The organism is Candidatus Protofrankia datiscae, assembly GCF_000177615.2.
Lineage (GTDB): Bacteria > Actinomycetota > Actinomycetes > Frankiales > Frankiaceae > Protofrankia > Protofrankia coriariae.
The window spans coordinates 2,166,817-2,180,886 of record NC_015656.1 but is presented as its reverse complement, the minus strand read 5'-3'; the positions used below and the strand labels follow the sequence as shown (position 1 = coordinate 2,180,886).

The following is a 14,070-nucleotide window of genomic DNA, read 5'->3' as shown; positions in this document are numbered from 1 at the left end:
GTTGCGCCATCCGGGTGGCCGGTGCCGGGCGGGGCATGGCCGGCAGTGATCCGACCAAGTGGTCTGACAGATCAGCGGTCCGACAGACCAGCGCCCTGAATCAGCGCCCCGAAGGAGAACACCCCACGTGGATCTGGCGCTGGGCGGGAAGATCGCACTGGTGACCGGTGGTTCCCGCGGGATCGGGCGGGCCGTCGCGCACCGGCTCGCCGCCGAAGGCTGCGGGGTCGGAATCTGCGCCCGCACCCGCGACGATCTCGCCGCCGTCGAGGGTGAGCTTGGGCGGTTGGGCGTCCCGACGTTCACACACACCGCGGACGTCACCGCCGCCGGCGGGGTGGAGGAGTTCGTCGACGGCGCGGCCGGCGCCCTCGGCGGGGTGGACCTGCTGGTCGCGAATGTCGGCGCCACCGTGGGCGGCGGCCTGCTGGAGTCGACGCCGCGGGACTGGGCGGACACCTTCGAGCTCAACGTCGGTCACGTCGTGCGCGCGGTCCGCGCGGCCGTCCCACACATGCGCCACCGCTCCGGCGGGGCGATAGTGGTCATCGCGTCGATCTCCGGGTGGAAACCGGCCCCACGCGCCCAGTACGGCGCGGCCAAAGCCGCCGAAATCTACCTGGCGGGCGCCTTCGCCTGTGAACTCGCCGCCGACAACATCCGTGTCAACACCGTCAGCCCGGGCTCGATCCTGATACCGGGCGGCGGGTGGGAGGCCTACCGGCAGCGCAACCCCGCTTCGTTCGCCGAGTTCGAAGGCCGGAACTTCCCCGCCGGCCGCCTCGGTACCGCCGAGGAAGTCGCCGACGTCGTCACCTTCCTGCTCTCCGACCGCGCCCGCTGGATCAACGGCGCGCACATTCCCGTGGACGGCGCGCAGGGCCGCCCCACCGCCAACGGCTACTGACCACGACGCGGCCACTGACCGCAACATTTTCGGATCATCGAATTCGATTCGATCAAACGACCGGCCAACACCTGAAGATGAGCGACAGGGCGAGCCGAGATGGCGGACCACCGGCAGGAGGAGAGCAGGTGCCGCTGATCCGTTCACGCACAGCTGGACAAACGGAACCTGTTCGTCTCGGAGCGAATCTCGGCGAACTGGACCGATTCTCGGTGAAGTTGTCAAGCTGATCGTGCTATGCGGCGGCAGCGGTAAGGGGCGGTGGTGCCGGCTGGCAACAGCGGTTGTCGCGCAGCGGCGCCCAGAGCACGTTGACGCTGCGGCGTGCGAGGACGAGGTCTGGCTGCCGCTCCGAGGCGATGACGACATCGTGGATCGAGACGTAGATCGAGACGCGGGCCGAGACGCGGGCCGCGGTCCAGGGGCCCTCGATAGCCGTAAGTAACTCTAAATATCTATATGGACACCTTCCGCATACAGTCCGGGATGTACGTGCGTGGAGAGCCGAGAGACTGACCGCCATTGGGGTGGAAATGTCCAAATAAGCGACTATATTCGTACGTATGTTCGATACCGAGGTGAGCGATCCGGCCCCGGTCGCTACGGCCGCTCCGACCCCGGCCGCTCCGGTGAGGTGTGCTGGCTGCGCGGGGTGTGCTGGCCTGCCGGCAGGGGAGGGCGATGACGCGGCCGGGGCCCGTCGTCGGCACGCCCACGCCCGCGAGGATCGACAGGTCCATCTTCGCCCCGCCGAGGACGGCATGGCCGAACTGTGGGCGCTGCTGCCCGCGGTCGATGCCCAGGCCGCCTACCAGCGCCTCGACGCCCTCGCCCGCCAAGCCGTCGACAGCCCGGACGAGACCCGTGGCATGGGCGCCCGCCGCGCCGACGCGTTCGTCGACCTGCTCCTCGGCCGTGACCGCGGCAGCGACGTGACCATCGAGGTCGGGGTACTCGTCTCCGCCGCCGCCCTCGCCGGCGACGGACATTCCACGAGTAGCGAACAGGGCACCAGACGCATCAGCATCAGCCGTCCCCGGAACAACCGTCTCAAGGATGGACGCCCCAGGAACGGACGCCTCCACAACAGAAAAATCCGGAACAGTAACATCAGCGACAGCCGTCACGGGGACAGGTGGGAACGGTGTGAGAAGAAAGAGCAGCAGCCACGATCCGGGCACGAACAGAACCGGACGGGACAGCGTTCCAGATATCGGCCCGCCGCCCTTCTGAGATCGTCCTGCCGCCGCTTTCCAGAGGCGGCATGGAAGCCGTAGGTGGATTCCGTCGTGATGGCAGCGGGACTCATCTACGGGCGCGGAAGTTATAGGTAGAAAGGGTCGCGAGAACAGCGATTTCTACCGGCGGCTGGCGGATGCCGGTCGAGAGAGGTCCGTCGGCCGGGCAGGTCAGCGCGGGGCGGGTGACTACGATCAAGATCGATCCGGCCAGTCGCGGCTCACGCCCGGCGTGCGCTCAGCCCTACCGGCTGTCTGGCTCTGCCGGCTGCCCGGTCACGGTAACAACACCAGAAGACGGGCGTCGGACATTTCAGACGAGACAGGTGGCGAAACGTAGGTTCCTACTACTAGACTGTCGCTGCTTAGTTCTGGTGTGTCTTGTGTCTGGGTGAGAGGGTTGGGTCTGGCAGGTCTCCCCGTCCCTCTGCCGGTCAGGACTGTGTCGTGGGTTCGCAGAAGAAGTGGCCGGTCACCTTGACCGAGGCTGATCGTGACGAGTTGGTTCGGGTGACCTCGACGGGGGTTCATCCGGCGTCGATGATCCGGCGGGCGCGGGTCCTGCTCGCGTTGGACACCTCGGTCGGCCCGGTTGCCTCCCAAGAAGAACTCGTGGTCCGGGTCGGGGTCTCGGGTGAGACGCTGCGGCTGGTCGCGAAGCGGTTCACCGAGACCGGTGGGGATGTGGGGGCCACGATCGGTCGGAAGGCACGGGAGCTTCCCCCGGTGCCTTCCCCGGTGACCGGCGAGGTTGAGGCCAGACTGATCGCGCTGGCATGCTCGCAGCCACCGGCTGGTTATGCACGCTGGTCGCTGCGGCTGTTGGAAAAGCACGTCGCGCTGGTCGCCGACATCCCGGACCTGGACCATTCCACCATCGGCCGGGTCTTAAAAAAACGAGGTTGCGTCCTCATCTGAGGAAGTGCTGGACCATCCCACCGAGGGCGAACGCGCAGTTCGCCGCGCGGATGGAAGACGTTCTGGCGGTCTACGCCCGGCCCCACAACCCGGGCGTGCCCGTGGTGTGCATGGACGAGAAGCCCTACCAGCTGTTGGCCCACGCCCGCGACCCGATCCCCGCCACGCCAGGGCGTGACCGGCGCGAGGACTCCGAGTACGTGCGCCACGGAACCTGCTCGATCTTCTGCTGGGTCGAGCCACTCGCCGGCTGGCGCCGCGTCCAGGCCACCCCACGGCGCACCAGGATCGACTGGGCACACCACGTCAGGCGCCTGCTCACCCTCGACTACCCCGACGCCGAACGGGTCGTGCTGGTCATGGACAACCTCAACACCCACGACATCTCCTCGCTCTACGAGGCCTTCGACCCGGCCGTCGCGTTCGCACTCGCGCAACGACTCGAGATCCACCACACCCCCAAACACGGCTCCTGGCTCAACATCGCCGAAATCGAACTCGCCGCCCTGACCCGCCAATGCCTCGACCGCCGCATCGACACCCTCGACGTCCTGAACACCGAACTCGACGCCTGGCAGACAGCCGTCAACGCCAACCAGCGCCAAGTCAACTGGCACTTCACCACCGATGACGCCCGCACCAAACTCCGCCACCTATACCCCACACATTAGCGGCGACAGTCTACTAGCGGAAGGTGATGGTCCAGCCTTCGCGGGCGGCCTGGGTGCCGGTGTAGGAGACGCCGTCGACCTTCAGGCCACGCCGGTCCAGCAAGGTGATCAGCCCACCGCCGTTGCCGAGCCGCATGGGCGGGGACACCGTCACACGCAGGGCATCGCCGGCGGCGATGACGAGATCGCGCAGCACATGACGATGTTTCTGCTGGTCCGCGAGCGCCCATCCGGCGAGATCGATGTGGAACGGGCTGGTGTTCACCAGGGTGACGCTTTCCGTCTCGGGCGCGGGGCCGGCGGGATTGGCCAGCGCCGCGACGATACGGACCCGCTGGTCGGGCTCGCCCGGCGCCGGCCGGGGAGCCGGGCCCACCTCGGGCAGGTCGGGAACGACGTGCCCGCTGCTGTCGTCGGTGTGCCAGCCCTGGGACTGGAAGGCGAGGAAGACCGCGGCCCACCCGCCGGTGTCGGGAAAACGGAACAGCAGGCCGCCGTCCTGCCATACGCCAATGCCGCTCAATTAGGCTGGAGGGGCGTCCGTCCATCCCGACACGCCAACGCCCGATCCCGCATCGATCAACTTCTGAACACGGCATCCAGTCACGTTCCTCAACGTCGATCAGTAGGCGGCGGAGTGCTCATGCCGCGATTTCGGCCGGTCGGCAGATAGAATCCAGATGTGGTGCGCCTTCGCCAGGTAGTTGAATTGCCAGCCGTTGACAACGACCGGCTGACCGACCGCATCTCGATCGGTGTGCTCGCCAGAATCGTTCCCCGGGACCTCGTCGAAGAGGTACTGGTGGAAACGAAGCGGCAGGAACGGCGTACCAGGCTGCTGCCAGCCCGGGTCATGGTGTACTTCACCATGACGATGTGCCTGTTCTTCGACGATGACTACGAAGAAGTCATGCGTAAACTCGCCGGTGCGTTGAGATGGCTGGGGAACTGGCAGGGTGACTGGAAAGTCCCGACCACCGGGGCGATCTCGCAGGCACGGATCAGGCTCGGTGCCGCCCCCCTGAAGGTCCTGTTCGAACGTGTCGCTGTGCCGGTCGCGGGGCTGGGTACCAAGGGCACTTGGCTGCGTTCCCGGCGGCTGATGGCGATCGACGGGTTCTTCCTCGACGCCGCAGACACCCCCGAGAACGTGGCCAGGTTCGGGCGGTCCACCAACGGACACAAGGCCAGCGCTCTGCCCCAGGTCCACGTCGTCGCGCTCGCCGAATGCGGCACGCACGCGATCGTCTCCGCCGCGGTCGGTCCCCGTGCCAGCGACGAACGTGCTCTCGCCGCCACCCTGCTCGACGCCTGCGAACCCGGGATGCTCCTCACCGCCGACCGTTACTTCTACAGCTTCGACCTCTGGCAGCAGGCGCTCGACACCGGCGCGGACCTGCTCTGGCGAGTCAAATCCGATCTCACGCTACCGGTCATCCGGTCCCTTCCCGACAGCTCCTACCTCTCTATCATCGTCAACCCGAAAATCAGAGGGAAACAGCGGAACCAGATCATCGCCGACGCCCGCGCCGGCCGCGACTTTCCCGAGGACTCCGCGACACCCGTCCGCGTCATCGAATACACGGTGCCTGACCGCACAGGATCCGGAACCGGAGAACTGATCTGCCTCATCACCAATATCCTCAACCAGACCGACATACCAGCGGTGGAACTCGCCACGGCCTATCACGAGCGCTGGGAAATCGAAAACATCTTCGATGAGATTAAGACACACCAGCGGGGCGAAGCCCGCGTCCTACGCTCGAAACTCCCGGACCTGGTGGAACAAGAGATCTGGGCGCTGCTCCTCAGCCACTACGCAATCCGATGTCTCATGTGCGAGGCCGCCGACGAAGCCGACGTCGACCCGGACAGGCTATCCTTCATGCGATCACTACGCGTCGTCCGCCGCCAGGTCACCGACCAGGCGGATTTTTCCCCCTGAGGACCACACGCACGCGCTCCGGGAAACCTTCACAGAGATCACCGAACGGCTTAACCCCGTGCGCCTCCACCGCACGTACCCACGCACCATCAGACGAGGCCGACACAACGCCTACCGAGTCAAAAGCCCAACAGACACCGGCACCAAGCATGATCAATCACCGAAGATCATCCTCGCTCGGGCCGCTTAACTAAGCGCCATTGTGCCATACGCCGTCGTCGCCGCGGAACCGCCCGCTGTTGCCCTGGTTCATGTGAACGTCGTGGATGCCGTTGCCGGACAGGAAACCAAATATCTTGTCAGGGGTGTTCGGCTCCGGCCCCCAGCGCTGCCCGAACGCGTACACCCGCGCCGCCGGATCCGCGATCGCACGGATGACGAAACGGTGGAGCCTGTCGGCGAGGTCGTTGTCCGGACCGGGCTGTGTCGCCGGCAGCGGCCGCATGTCGAGACGGTTGAACAGGTTGCCCCGGATGTAGTCCAGAGCCGGTCCGCCGGGCCGGCTGGAAAGCGTGGTGAAGCCGTCGGGAAGGGCCTGCAGCAGCCGCAGGACCGGATGCCGGAAATCCTCGTCGGCGACGAACAACAGGTCCGCCGGCTGCTGGCTGGACAGCACGTTGACCGCGATCCGGAAATCGTCGCCAGCGGCCCGTAAATGGATCTGGTAACGCGGGGTGCCGGTCCCGCCTTCGGCACGTTCGTCGACGACCTGCCCGACCAGCACCCCATAGCCGCGCAATGGCATCCGTTCTCCTCCGAACGCTTGGGCCAGTCCCCCGACCGCCTGCCGTAGTTCTGTCACCAACCGCCATCCGGAATGCCACGAAAGCGTAAACAGACCGCCTGTCACCGTCAACCGATACCGAGTCGGCCGACAAGGGAGTTGACCGATGGCAGGCCGGTCGATCGATATGAGTCGGCTCCGCTACGGATCGGCCGACGTAACAGTCAGGTCCGGGTGCCGCGACGGGTGGATCGGCGACACGCCACACCCGCCGCGACACAGCCAGCATGTGTCGCACCAGCAATCGATCACAGCCGGCGCATACGCCGGCAGCAGTCGACGAAGGCCCGCGAGACGCTGTCGAGCGGGACGCCGGTGAGCACGCTGTCCGCCACGGCGTTCGCGGCGTACGCCACGGCCAGCGCCCGGGCGGGGGCGTCCAGCACCGGCCACGGGTCGGCGTCGGGCGGCACGGCCCGACCACCGGCAGCCGTGTACCCGCGCAGGAACCGGCCCCACGCCGCCGGCGCCAGCACACCGGCGGCGTACCAGGCGGCCGGCCGGGCGAGATCCCATACCGGGTCCCCGGCGCCGAGGTCGTCGACATCGATGATCCGCAGCCCCTGGCCGTCGAGCCGCAGCAGTTGACCCAGATGCCAGTCCCCGTGCACGAGTACGCCCCCGGCTGTGGGGGTGGGGGGCACCCGGGTCGAGTAGTGGGTCATGCGGGTCGTATGCGTCGTACGAGCTGTGTGGGTGTGACTCGAGCACGGGCGGGCACCGGGCCCAGGCCCAGGCCCGGTCCCGGCCCCGCGGTGGGTACCGGCCGTTTCCCCGGGCGGGAGCGTCGCGTACGCGGCAAGAACCTCCCCCACGGCAGGGTCGTTGCCGGCCGAGGCGGGCAGCCCGGACAGCTTCGCCATCGCGCGCTCCACGCCCCGGCGGACCCTCGCCGGCGGGACGGGCCCCCGCGGGGGTACCGCGTGCAGCCGGGCGAGCAGGGCTGCCGCCTGCTCCCACGGCAGATCGTCGACGGCCGTCTCGGGCACCGCCGTGGGATCCTCCGGATACAGGGGTATGCCCACCGGCCAGGCACTGACAAGCCGGCCGCGGGCCTGAGTGAGCAGCCCTGGAGCGTCCGCGCCCGGAATGGGCAGGGGCGCAAGCAGGCTGTCGCTCAGCCGGGGATCGGCCGCCAGCCGTAACCGCAGCGCAAGCTGCGCCGGATCTGTCCCCGGCGCGTGGGCCTTGAGGACGGCGTCGCCGTAACGCACCAGCAGCCTGTCGTGGCGGGCGGAGAGGACGACCGCGGCGGCTGGCTCCCGCTCCCCCACGATCCGCCGGCCGACCGCCGTCAGCGCGGCGACCAGCCCGGCATCGGCGGATCCGCCATCGGTGCGCTCACCCATCCGCAGGCCCGGGAGTCGGACGCTCGGCGTTCACGAACCGATTCAACCAGCTACCCCGGACCGGCGGCGAACACCAGCCAACGGGCACCGGACGGCCGGATACCGGGCAACCGGGGCGGGCCCGGTCCGCATACGCCCATACCTGGCCTCGCCTCGGATACTCGGATACACAGCCGCCAGAGGCACGGCCACTCCGACGGACGGTCAGGTCCGCGCATGCCCGGACCTGACTGTTCCGTCCCTGCGTCGCCACCGTTACCCTGCGGTCGCGGGCATGCTCGTGTCGGCCTCAGGGGGTTGCGGAACGTGGTGGATGCCGGGGTGGGGGCGGCGAGCGGGGTGCGCGTGTTCATCTCCTACGCGCACGACTCGCCGGACCACGGCGACGCGGTGCGCAACCTCTGGCTGCTGTTACGCCGCTGCGGCGTGGACGCGAAGCTGGACGTGGTGGCCGCGCAACAGCCCCGCGACTGGACGCTGTGGATGCTGGCGCAGATACGTCAGGCCGCATTCGTCCTGGTGATCGCGTCCCCGGAATACCGGCGGCGGGCGGAGGGGGAAGGGGACCCCGCCCAGGGGCGGGGCGCGCGCTTCGAGGGCCTGCTCATCCGGGACGAGTTCTACCGGGACGAGACGGCCGGTCGGGCGAAGTTCCTCTCGGTGCTGCTGCCCGGCCGTTCGACCGAGGACATTCCCGCTTTTCTCAGCCCGTCCGCGGGAACGCATTATCGGGTCACGGACTTCACCCAGGCCGGGATCGAACCGCTGTTGCGGCTGCTGACCGCGCAGCCAGCGGAAACAGAGCCGCCTATCGGGACGGTGCCGGTGCTGCCCGCCCGACCCACGGTGATCTCCGGCAGAACCATCGAAACCACCGGAACCGGCGGGGCCAGTGCTACCGCTGAAACCGGTGCGACCGGTGCGACCGGTGCGACCGGTGCGACCGGTGCGACCGGTACGACCAGCGCGACCGGTGGGACTGGCCTGGCTGCCAGACCAGTGGTGTTCGTCAGTTACACAGAGGCGGACGAGCGGTGGGCCGCGTGGATCATCCATCAGCTGGCGGCCGAGGGATACCGGCCGCGGGCGACGACGTGGCAGCCGCCACCGGGCGAGGGAGCCGCCGCCTGGCTGCGCCGGGAGCTTGCCGCGGCAGCCTTCGTCCTGCCCGTTCTCTCCCCGGACTACGTGAACTCGGACTGGGCGGCGGCCGAATGGCAGGCCGCGCTCGCGACGATGACCCGGGACGGGCGTCCCCTTCTCGTGCCGGTCCGCGTCGCGCCGTGCGAGGCACCGCCGCTGCTTCGCGGTGTCGGCCGGGTCAGCCTGGTGGAGCAGGCGCAGGCGCAGGCGCGCCGTACGCTGCTCGACGGCCTGTCCGCCGCCGCCGGTCGTTCGGCGCAGCCGGCGCTGCCGCCGGCCTACCCGGGGCTGGTGCGGGGGCCGGCCCCCGCACCAGCGGATGCCGACGGCGCCGAGCCGCCGGCCTACCCGGGCCCGGCCCCACAGAAGATCACGTCGGTGTTCGTGCGCTGGGTGGAACAGGCCGCCCGGGTCCGCTACCCGGACGCGACCATCCAGCGAATGACGGCCGACAACGGGACCGTCTACTTCGACGTGAACGGCCTGCGGGACGGCGAGTGGCAGCGTTGGCCGGTCGGGATCAGTGCGGACGGGCTTGACCAGGACACCCTGGCCGCCTTCTACGAACAGGTCGTCGTCCGGTACGAGTTGTTCGTCGGCGAACCGGTCGAGTCGGAGCTGGTGTACGGGGGAGCGCTCGCCGAGCAGGGCCTCGTCGGCCAGGCCCGCCGGCGGTGGATCCGGGTGCGCAGCCTGGCCCAGTTCGAGGGACGGTGGGATCCGCGCCGTTACCTGCTCCGCCAGACCGCCCGGTTGGAGACCGACCCGGCCTACCCGCCCTCGCTGTACGTGCCGCAGCGGTCGGTCCTCGCCGACGGCGTGGCGGAGACCGCCGCGCAGGACGACGTGCTCGCCGCGGCCGTGGACTGGCTCGACGTCGAGGAGGCCCGCTTCCTGCTGGTGCTCGGCGACTTCGGGCACGGCAAGACGTTCCTGCTGCACGAACTGGCCCGCCGCCTGCCGGCCGAGCGTCCCGGCATGATCCCGATGCTGGTCGAGCTGCGGACGCTGGAGAAGACCCACAGCGTCGCCGACCTGCTCTCGCTGCACCTGACGAAGACCGGGGAGCACGGGGTCGACGTCCGGACGGTCCGCCGGATGCTGGAGCGCGGCCGGATCATCCTGCTGCTCGACGGCTTCGACGAGCTCGCCCTGCGGGTGACCTACGACCGGGCCGCCGAGCACCTACGCATGATCATGTCGGCGGTGACGGGCCGGGCGAAGGTGGTGCTGACCAGCCGTACCCAGCATTTCGCCAGCGACGACCAGTGGCGGACCGAACTCGGCGAGCTGGTGCGGCGCCACACCGCCAGCCGGCAGATCCGGCTCGTCGACTTCGACCAGCGGCAGATCCGGGAGTTCCTCGTGCGACTGTTCGAGCGCCAGATCGCCGCCGAGGCCCGCGGCGCCATCAGGAACGCGACCGCGGACGCCACCAGGGACACGGCCCGGCACACGACCGGAAACACGGACGCCAACGAGACGCCGACGGGCGCCCCTGACAGGCCGGCGGTGCCGGATTCCCAGCTCCCCGGGCTACTGGCGGCACAACAGCGGGCGGACGCCCGGCTGAAACTGATCCACGGCATCCGGGACCTGCGAGAACTGTCCGTAAACCCACGGATGCTGTCGTTCATCGCCGAACTGCCCGAGAGCGACCTGCGCGCGGCCAGCGCGCCCAACGGCACGGTCAGCGCCGCCGACCTCTACGCCCAGCTCGTCGAAAGGTGGCTGGCGAACGAGGTCGCCCGGCGGCGCTTCCAGACGCTGACGGCCGGGCAGCTGCGCCAGGCGGTGGACGCCCTGGCCGTCACGCTCTGGGAGAACGGCGAGGACGCCACCGACCTCGCCGGGCTGTCGGACACCGTCCGGACCGCCCTGACCGATCTGGGCAAGGTCAAACTGGACGCGACGCAGGCCGCGTTCATCGTCGGCTCGGGCAGTCTGCTCATCCGGCGGGAGGACCGGTTCTCCTTCGTCCACCGCTCGGTCATGGAGTTTCTGGCGGCCACGGTGGCCGCCCGCGAGCTCGACGGTGGCCCGCCCCACGGTGGCCCGCCCCACGGTGGCCCGCCCCACGGTGGCCCGCCCCACGGTGGCCCGCCCCACGGTGGCCCGCCCGGCGGTGGTCACCGCGCGTCGTCGTTGCTGGCCCGGCGGAACATGTCCCAGCTAATGATCGACTTTCTGGTCGGCCTCGCCGACCGGGCGGCGCTGAGGGGCTGGGCCCAGCGGGTGCTGGCCGACCCGGGCGCCGACGGCGCCTCCCCGGTGAACGCGCTGGGGGTCGCCCGCGCCCTCGGGCTGCCGGTCGCCGGCGCCCACCTTGCCGGCCAGGACCTGCGCGGCCAGGACCTGGCCGGGCGCAACCTGCGCTTCGCCGACCTCACCGGGGCGGTGCTCGCCGGGATCCGGCTGCCCGACGCCGACCTCACCGGTGCCAACCTCTCCGGTGCCGATCTCCACGGCGCCCGGCTGATCCGTCCCATCCTCACCAACGTGCAGCTCACCGGCAGCCGCTGGCAGCGGGCCGCGCTGGTGCACCCACGGCTCGACGTGGCCAGCGCCGCCGCACCCGAACTGGCGGCCGCGGCGGTCCTCGGGCGCGACCGCGTCGAGGCGATGCTGCTGCCACCCGCCCGGGAGCCGCGAAGCATCGTCTTCGCCCCGGACAGCACCCTGCTCGCGGCCTGCTGGGGGCGGCAGGTACTGCTGGTCGACCCCGACGGGCTGCGCCCGCTGCGGACGCTGACCGGCCACACCGGCACGGTGCGCGCGGCGGCGTTCTCCCCCGACGGCACCCTGCTCGCCACCGGCGGCGACGACCGCACGGTCCGGCTGTGGGACACCACCACCGGCCGGCAGACCCGCGAACTGTCCGGCCACACCGGCCCGGTGCGCGCGGTGGCGTTCTCCCCCGACGGCGCCACCCTGGCCACCGGCGGGGACGACACGGCGGTACACCTGTGGGCGGCCACCGCGGAACCCGACAGCCGACAGCCCCGCCGGATCATCGACCACGCCCACGGCAGCCACGGCGCTCATGAGGCCCACGACAGCCACAGGTCGCACGACGCTTACGACAGCCACGGGTCACACGATGCTTACGGGGCTCACGGCACCTACGGGACTCACAGCACCTACGAGGCGCGGGAGGCGGGGGCGCGGGACGACCGTCCGGGCGGGCGCGACCGTGGCGCGCCCAGGGTGCGGGCGGTGGCGTTCTCCCCCGACGGCACTCTGCTCGCCACCGGCGGCGACAACGGCACGGTACGGCTGTGGGAGGCGACGAGCGGACGGCCGGCCAGGGTGCTGCCCGGCCACACCGGCGCGGTGTGGCCGGTGGCGTTCTCCCCCGAAGGCACCACCCTGGCCACCAGCGGGGACGACCACACCGTCCGACTGTGGGACGCACCCACCGGCCAGCAGACCGGTCAGCTCACCCGCCACACCGACCATGTGCACGCGGTGGCGTTTTCTCCCGACGGCACCACCCTGGCCACCGGCGGGGACGACGGCACGGTGCACCTGTGGGACGTCGTCTCCAGCCGTCGGACGGCGATGCTGCACGGCCACGCCAGCGCGGTGCGGTCGGTGGCGTTCTCCCCCGACGGCACCACCCTCGCCACCGGCGGCACGGACCGCACGCTGCGGCTGTGGGATCCGCTGGGCGGCCAGGAGACCGGCCGGCTGGCCGGCCGCGGCGACCCGGTGTGGGCGGTGGCGTTCTCCCCCGACGGCACCACCCTCGCCACCAGCCACAGCACCGCCAGCTACAACACCGCGCACGGCGGTAACGGCGGCCATCCCACCGTCCGACTGTGGGAGGTGACGACCGGACGGCTCACCGGACAGCTCACCCGCAGCGCCGACGCGACCACAGCGGCCGCCGCGGTGACGTTCTCCGCCAAGGGCGCTCTGCTCACCACCGTCCATGCCGACGCCCTGCTGCGCTGGGACATCGTCACCGGCCGGCGTGGCAACCGCCTCGCGGGCCATGCCGGCGTGCCGTGGCCGATGGCCGTGGCGCTCTCCCCCGACGGCACCACCCTGGCCACCGGCGAACCCGATGGCGGCATACGCCTGTGGGACATCGACGCCAGCCACCCGATCGGCCGGCTCACCCGCCCCACCGACCCGACCACCAGCCACGGCGGTGCCGACCAGGCCGACCGAGGCAGCCGGAGCGGCCAGGGCGCTACCAGCCACGGCGGTGCCGGCCGCACCGCCGCCACGGCGATCGCCTTCTCCCCCGACGGCGCCACCCTCGCGGTCGGCGAACCCGACGGCACCATACGTTTGTGGGACATCACCACCGGCCATCCAATCGGCCGGCTCACCCACCCCACCGACCAGACCAGTCCCGACCGGACCACCACCAGCGGCGCTACCGACCGCGGCACAGCCGACCGGACCGGCCACAGCGGTACCGCCCGGGGCAGCGCCGGCGGAGGCGCTGCCGGCAGAGACAGCACCGGCAGGGGCAGCGCCGGCAGAGAGGACGGTGCCGGCCATGGCGGCGACGGCCGCGACGCCGCCGCCATGGCGATCGCCTTCTCCCCCGACGGCGCCGCCCTCGCAGTCGGCCGCGACGACGGCACCGTGCGGCTGTCGACCATCGCCACCGGCCGTCAGGCCGGCCTGCTGACCGGCCATATCGGCGCGGTGCGGGCGGTGACGTTCTCCCCCGACGGCAGCCTGCTCGCCACCGGCGGTGACGACGGCACTGTGCGGCTGTGGACCATCGGCGCTGGCAGCAGTACCGGCAGTACCGTCGCCACCATGGTCAGCTTCGCCGCGGGCGGGTGGAGCGTACTTCTGCCGGACGGCAGTGTCAAGATCGACGGTGATCCGGCGAACTTCCTGTGGTGGGTCGTGAAGCTGTGCCGCCTCGAGCCGGGCGAACTCACCCCGCTCGGACCCGACGCCCCGATTCCCGGGCTCGAGCGCATCCCCCGCTCCCCGATCCACCCGAACGGCCGGAATCGTCGACACTGGTTTCCGTGACGCATTTGCCGGAACCGTCCGGCACCGGCCGCCGCCAGCGGTAAAAAACGATACAGCGACTTTTTCACCGTCCACTCCGCGGTTACGATACATTCGTGCGGAACTTCG

The 14,070-nt window shown here is 70.3% G+C and carries 9 protein-coding genes; 6 read left to right on the top strand and 3 right to left on the bottom strand.

The annotated features are described in order from the left end of the window. The first annotated feature begins 127 nt into the window (after positions 1-127). The 4 genes from FSYMDG_RS08975 to FSYMDG_RS28200 all read left to right on the top strand — a co-directional run bounded on the left by FSYMDG_RS08975 (position 128) and on the right by FSYMDG_RS28200 (position 3,734). Positions 128-907, top strand: a complete 780-nt coding sequence (locus FSYMDG_RS08975; protein WP_013873231.1) for an SDR family NAD(P)-dependent oxidoreductase — start codon at positions 128-130, stop codon at positions 905-907. A 563-nt stretch (positions 908-1,470) separates the two neighbouring features. Further along, on the top strand, positions 1,471-2,184 hold the full coding sequence (locus FSYMDG_RS22975; protein WP_083828209.1) for a DUF222 domain-containing protein: 714 nt from the start codon (positions 1,471-1,473) through the stop codon (positions 2,182-2,184). 408 nt (positions 2,185-2,592) lie between these two features. After that, positions 2,593-3,063: a helix-turn-helix domain-containing protein gene (locus FSYMDG_RS28205; RefSeq protein ID WP_043602714.1), complete on the top strand. Its 471-nt coding sequence runs from the start codon at positions 2,593-2,595 to the stop codon at positions 3,061-3,063. Next, positions 3,048-3,734: an IS630 family transposase gene (locus tag FSYMDG_RS28200; RefSeq protein ID WP_237702726.1), complete on the top strand. Its 687-nt coding sequence runs from the start codon at positions 3,048-3,050 to the stop codon at positions 3,732-3,734. The genes FSYMDG_RS28205 and FSYMDG_RS28200 overlap by 16 nt, the downstream gene beginning before the upstream one ends. 13 nt (positions 3,735-3,747) lie before the next feature. Here FSYMDG_RS28200 and FSYMDG_RS08955 read toward each other — a convergent pair whose 3' ends face one another. Continuing rightward, the gene (locus tag FSYMDG_RS08955) at positions 3,748-4,257 is read right to left on the bottom strand and encodes a lamin tail domain-containing protein (RefSeq protein ID WP_050803435.1); all 510 of its coding nucleotides are present in this window, start codon (positions 4,255-4,257) and stop codon (positions 3,748-3,750) included. Between the two features lie 159 nt (positions 4,258-4,416). On the opposite strand from FSYMDG_RS08955, the gene FSYMDG_RS08950 reads away from it, so the two are divergent. Continuing rightward, complete coding sequence (locus tag FSYMDG_RS08950; protein WP_013872077.1) at positions 4,417-5,679, top strand: IS4 family transposase; 1,263 nt, start codon at positions 4,417-4,419, stop codon at positions 5,677-5,679. A gap of 190 nt (positions 5,680-5,869) precedes the next feature. On the opposite strand, the gene FSYMDG_RS08945 is transcribed toward FSYMDG_RS08950, so the two are convergent. Next, complete coding sequence (locus FSYMDG_RS08945) at positions 5,870-6,424, bottom strand: YukJ family protein (protein WP_083828208.1); 555 nt, start codon at positions 6,422-6,424, stop codon at positions 5,870-5,872. Between the two features lie 287 nt (positions 6,425-6,711). Beyond that, entirely contained in the window at positions 6,712-7,812 is a 1,101-nt protein-coding gene (locus tag FSYMDG_RS08940; RefSeq protein ID WP_013873229.1) for a phosphotransferase family protein, read from the bottom strand. Between the two features lie 306 nt (positions 7,813-8,118). Here FSYMDG_RS08940 and FSYMDG_RS08935 point away from each other — a divergent pair, with 306 nt between their 5' ends. Then, positions 8,119-13,962 (top strand): TIR domain-containing protein, encoded by a 5,844-nt coding sequence (locus FSYMDG_RS08935; RefSeq protein ID WP_013873228.1) that lies wholly within the window; start codon positions 8,119-8,121, stop codon positions 13,960-13,962. Positions 13,963-14,070: the final 108 nt, after the last annotated feature.

Bases quoted from the DNA above. Each gene is read 5' to 3' on its own strand.
- FSYMDG_RS22975 (WP_083828209.1), top strand. From the start codon at position 1,471: ATGTTCGATACCGAGGTGAGCGATCCGGCCCCGGTCGCTACGGCCGCT.
- FSYMDG_RS08945 (WP_083828208.1), bottom strand. From the start codon at position 6,424: ATGCCATTGCGCGGCTATGGGGTGCTGGTCGGGCAGGTCGTCGACGAA.
- FSYMDG_RS08940 (WP_013873229.1), bottom strand. From the start codon at position 7,812: ATGGGTGAGCGCACCGATGGCGGATCCGCCGATGCCGGGCTGGTCGCC.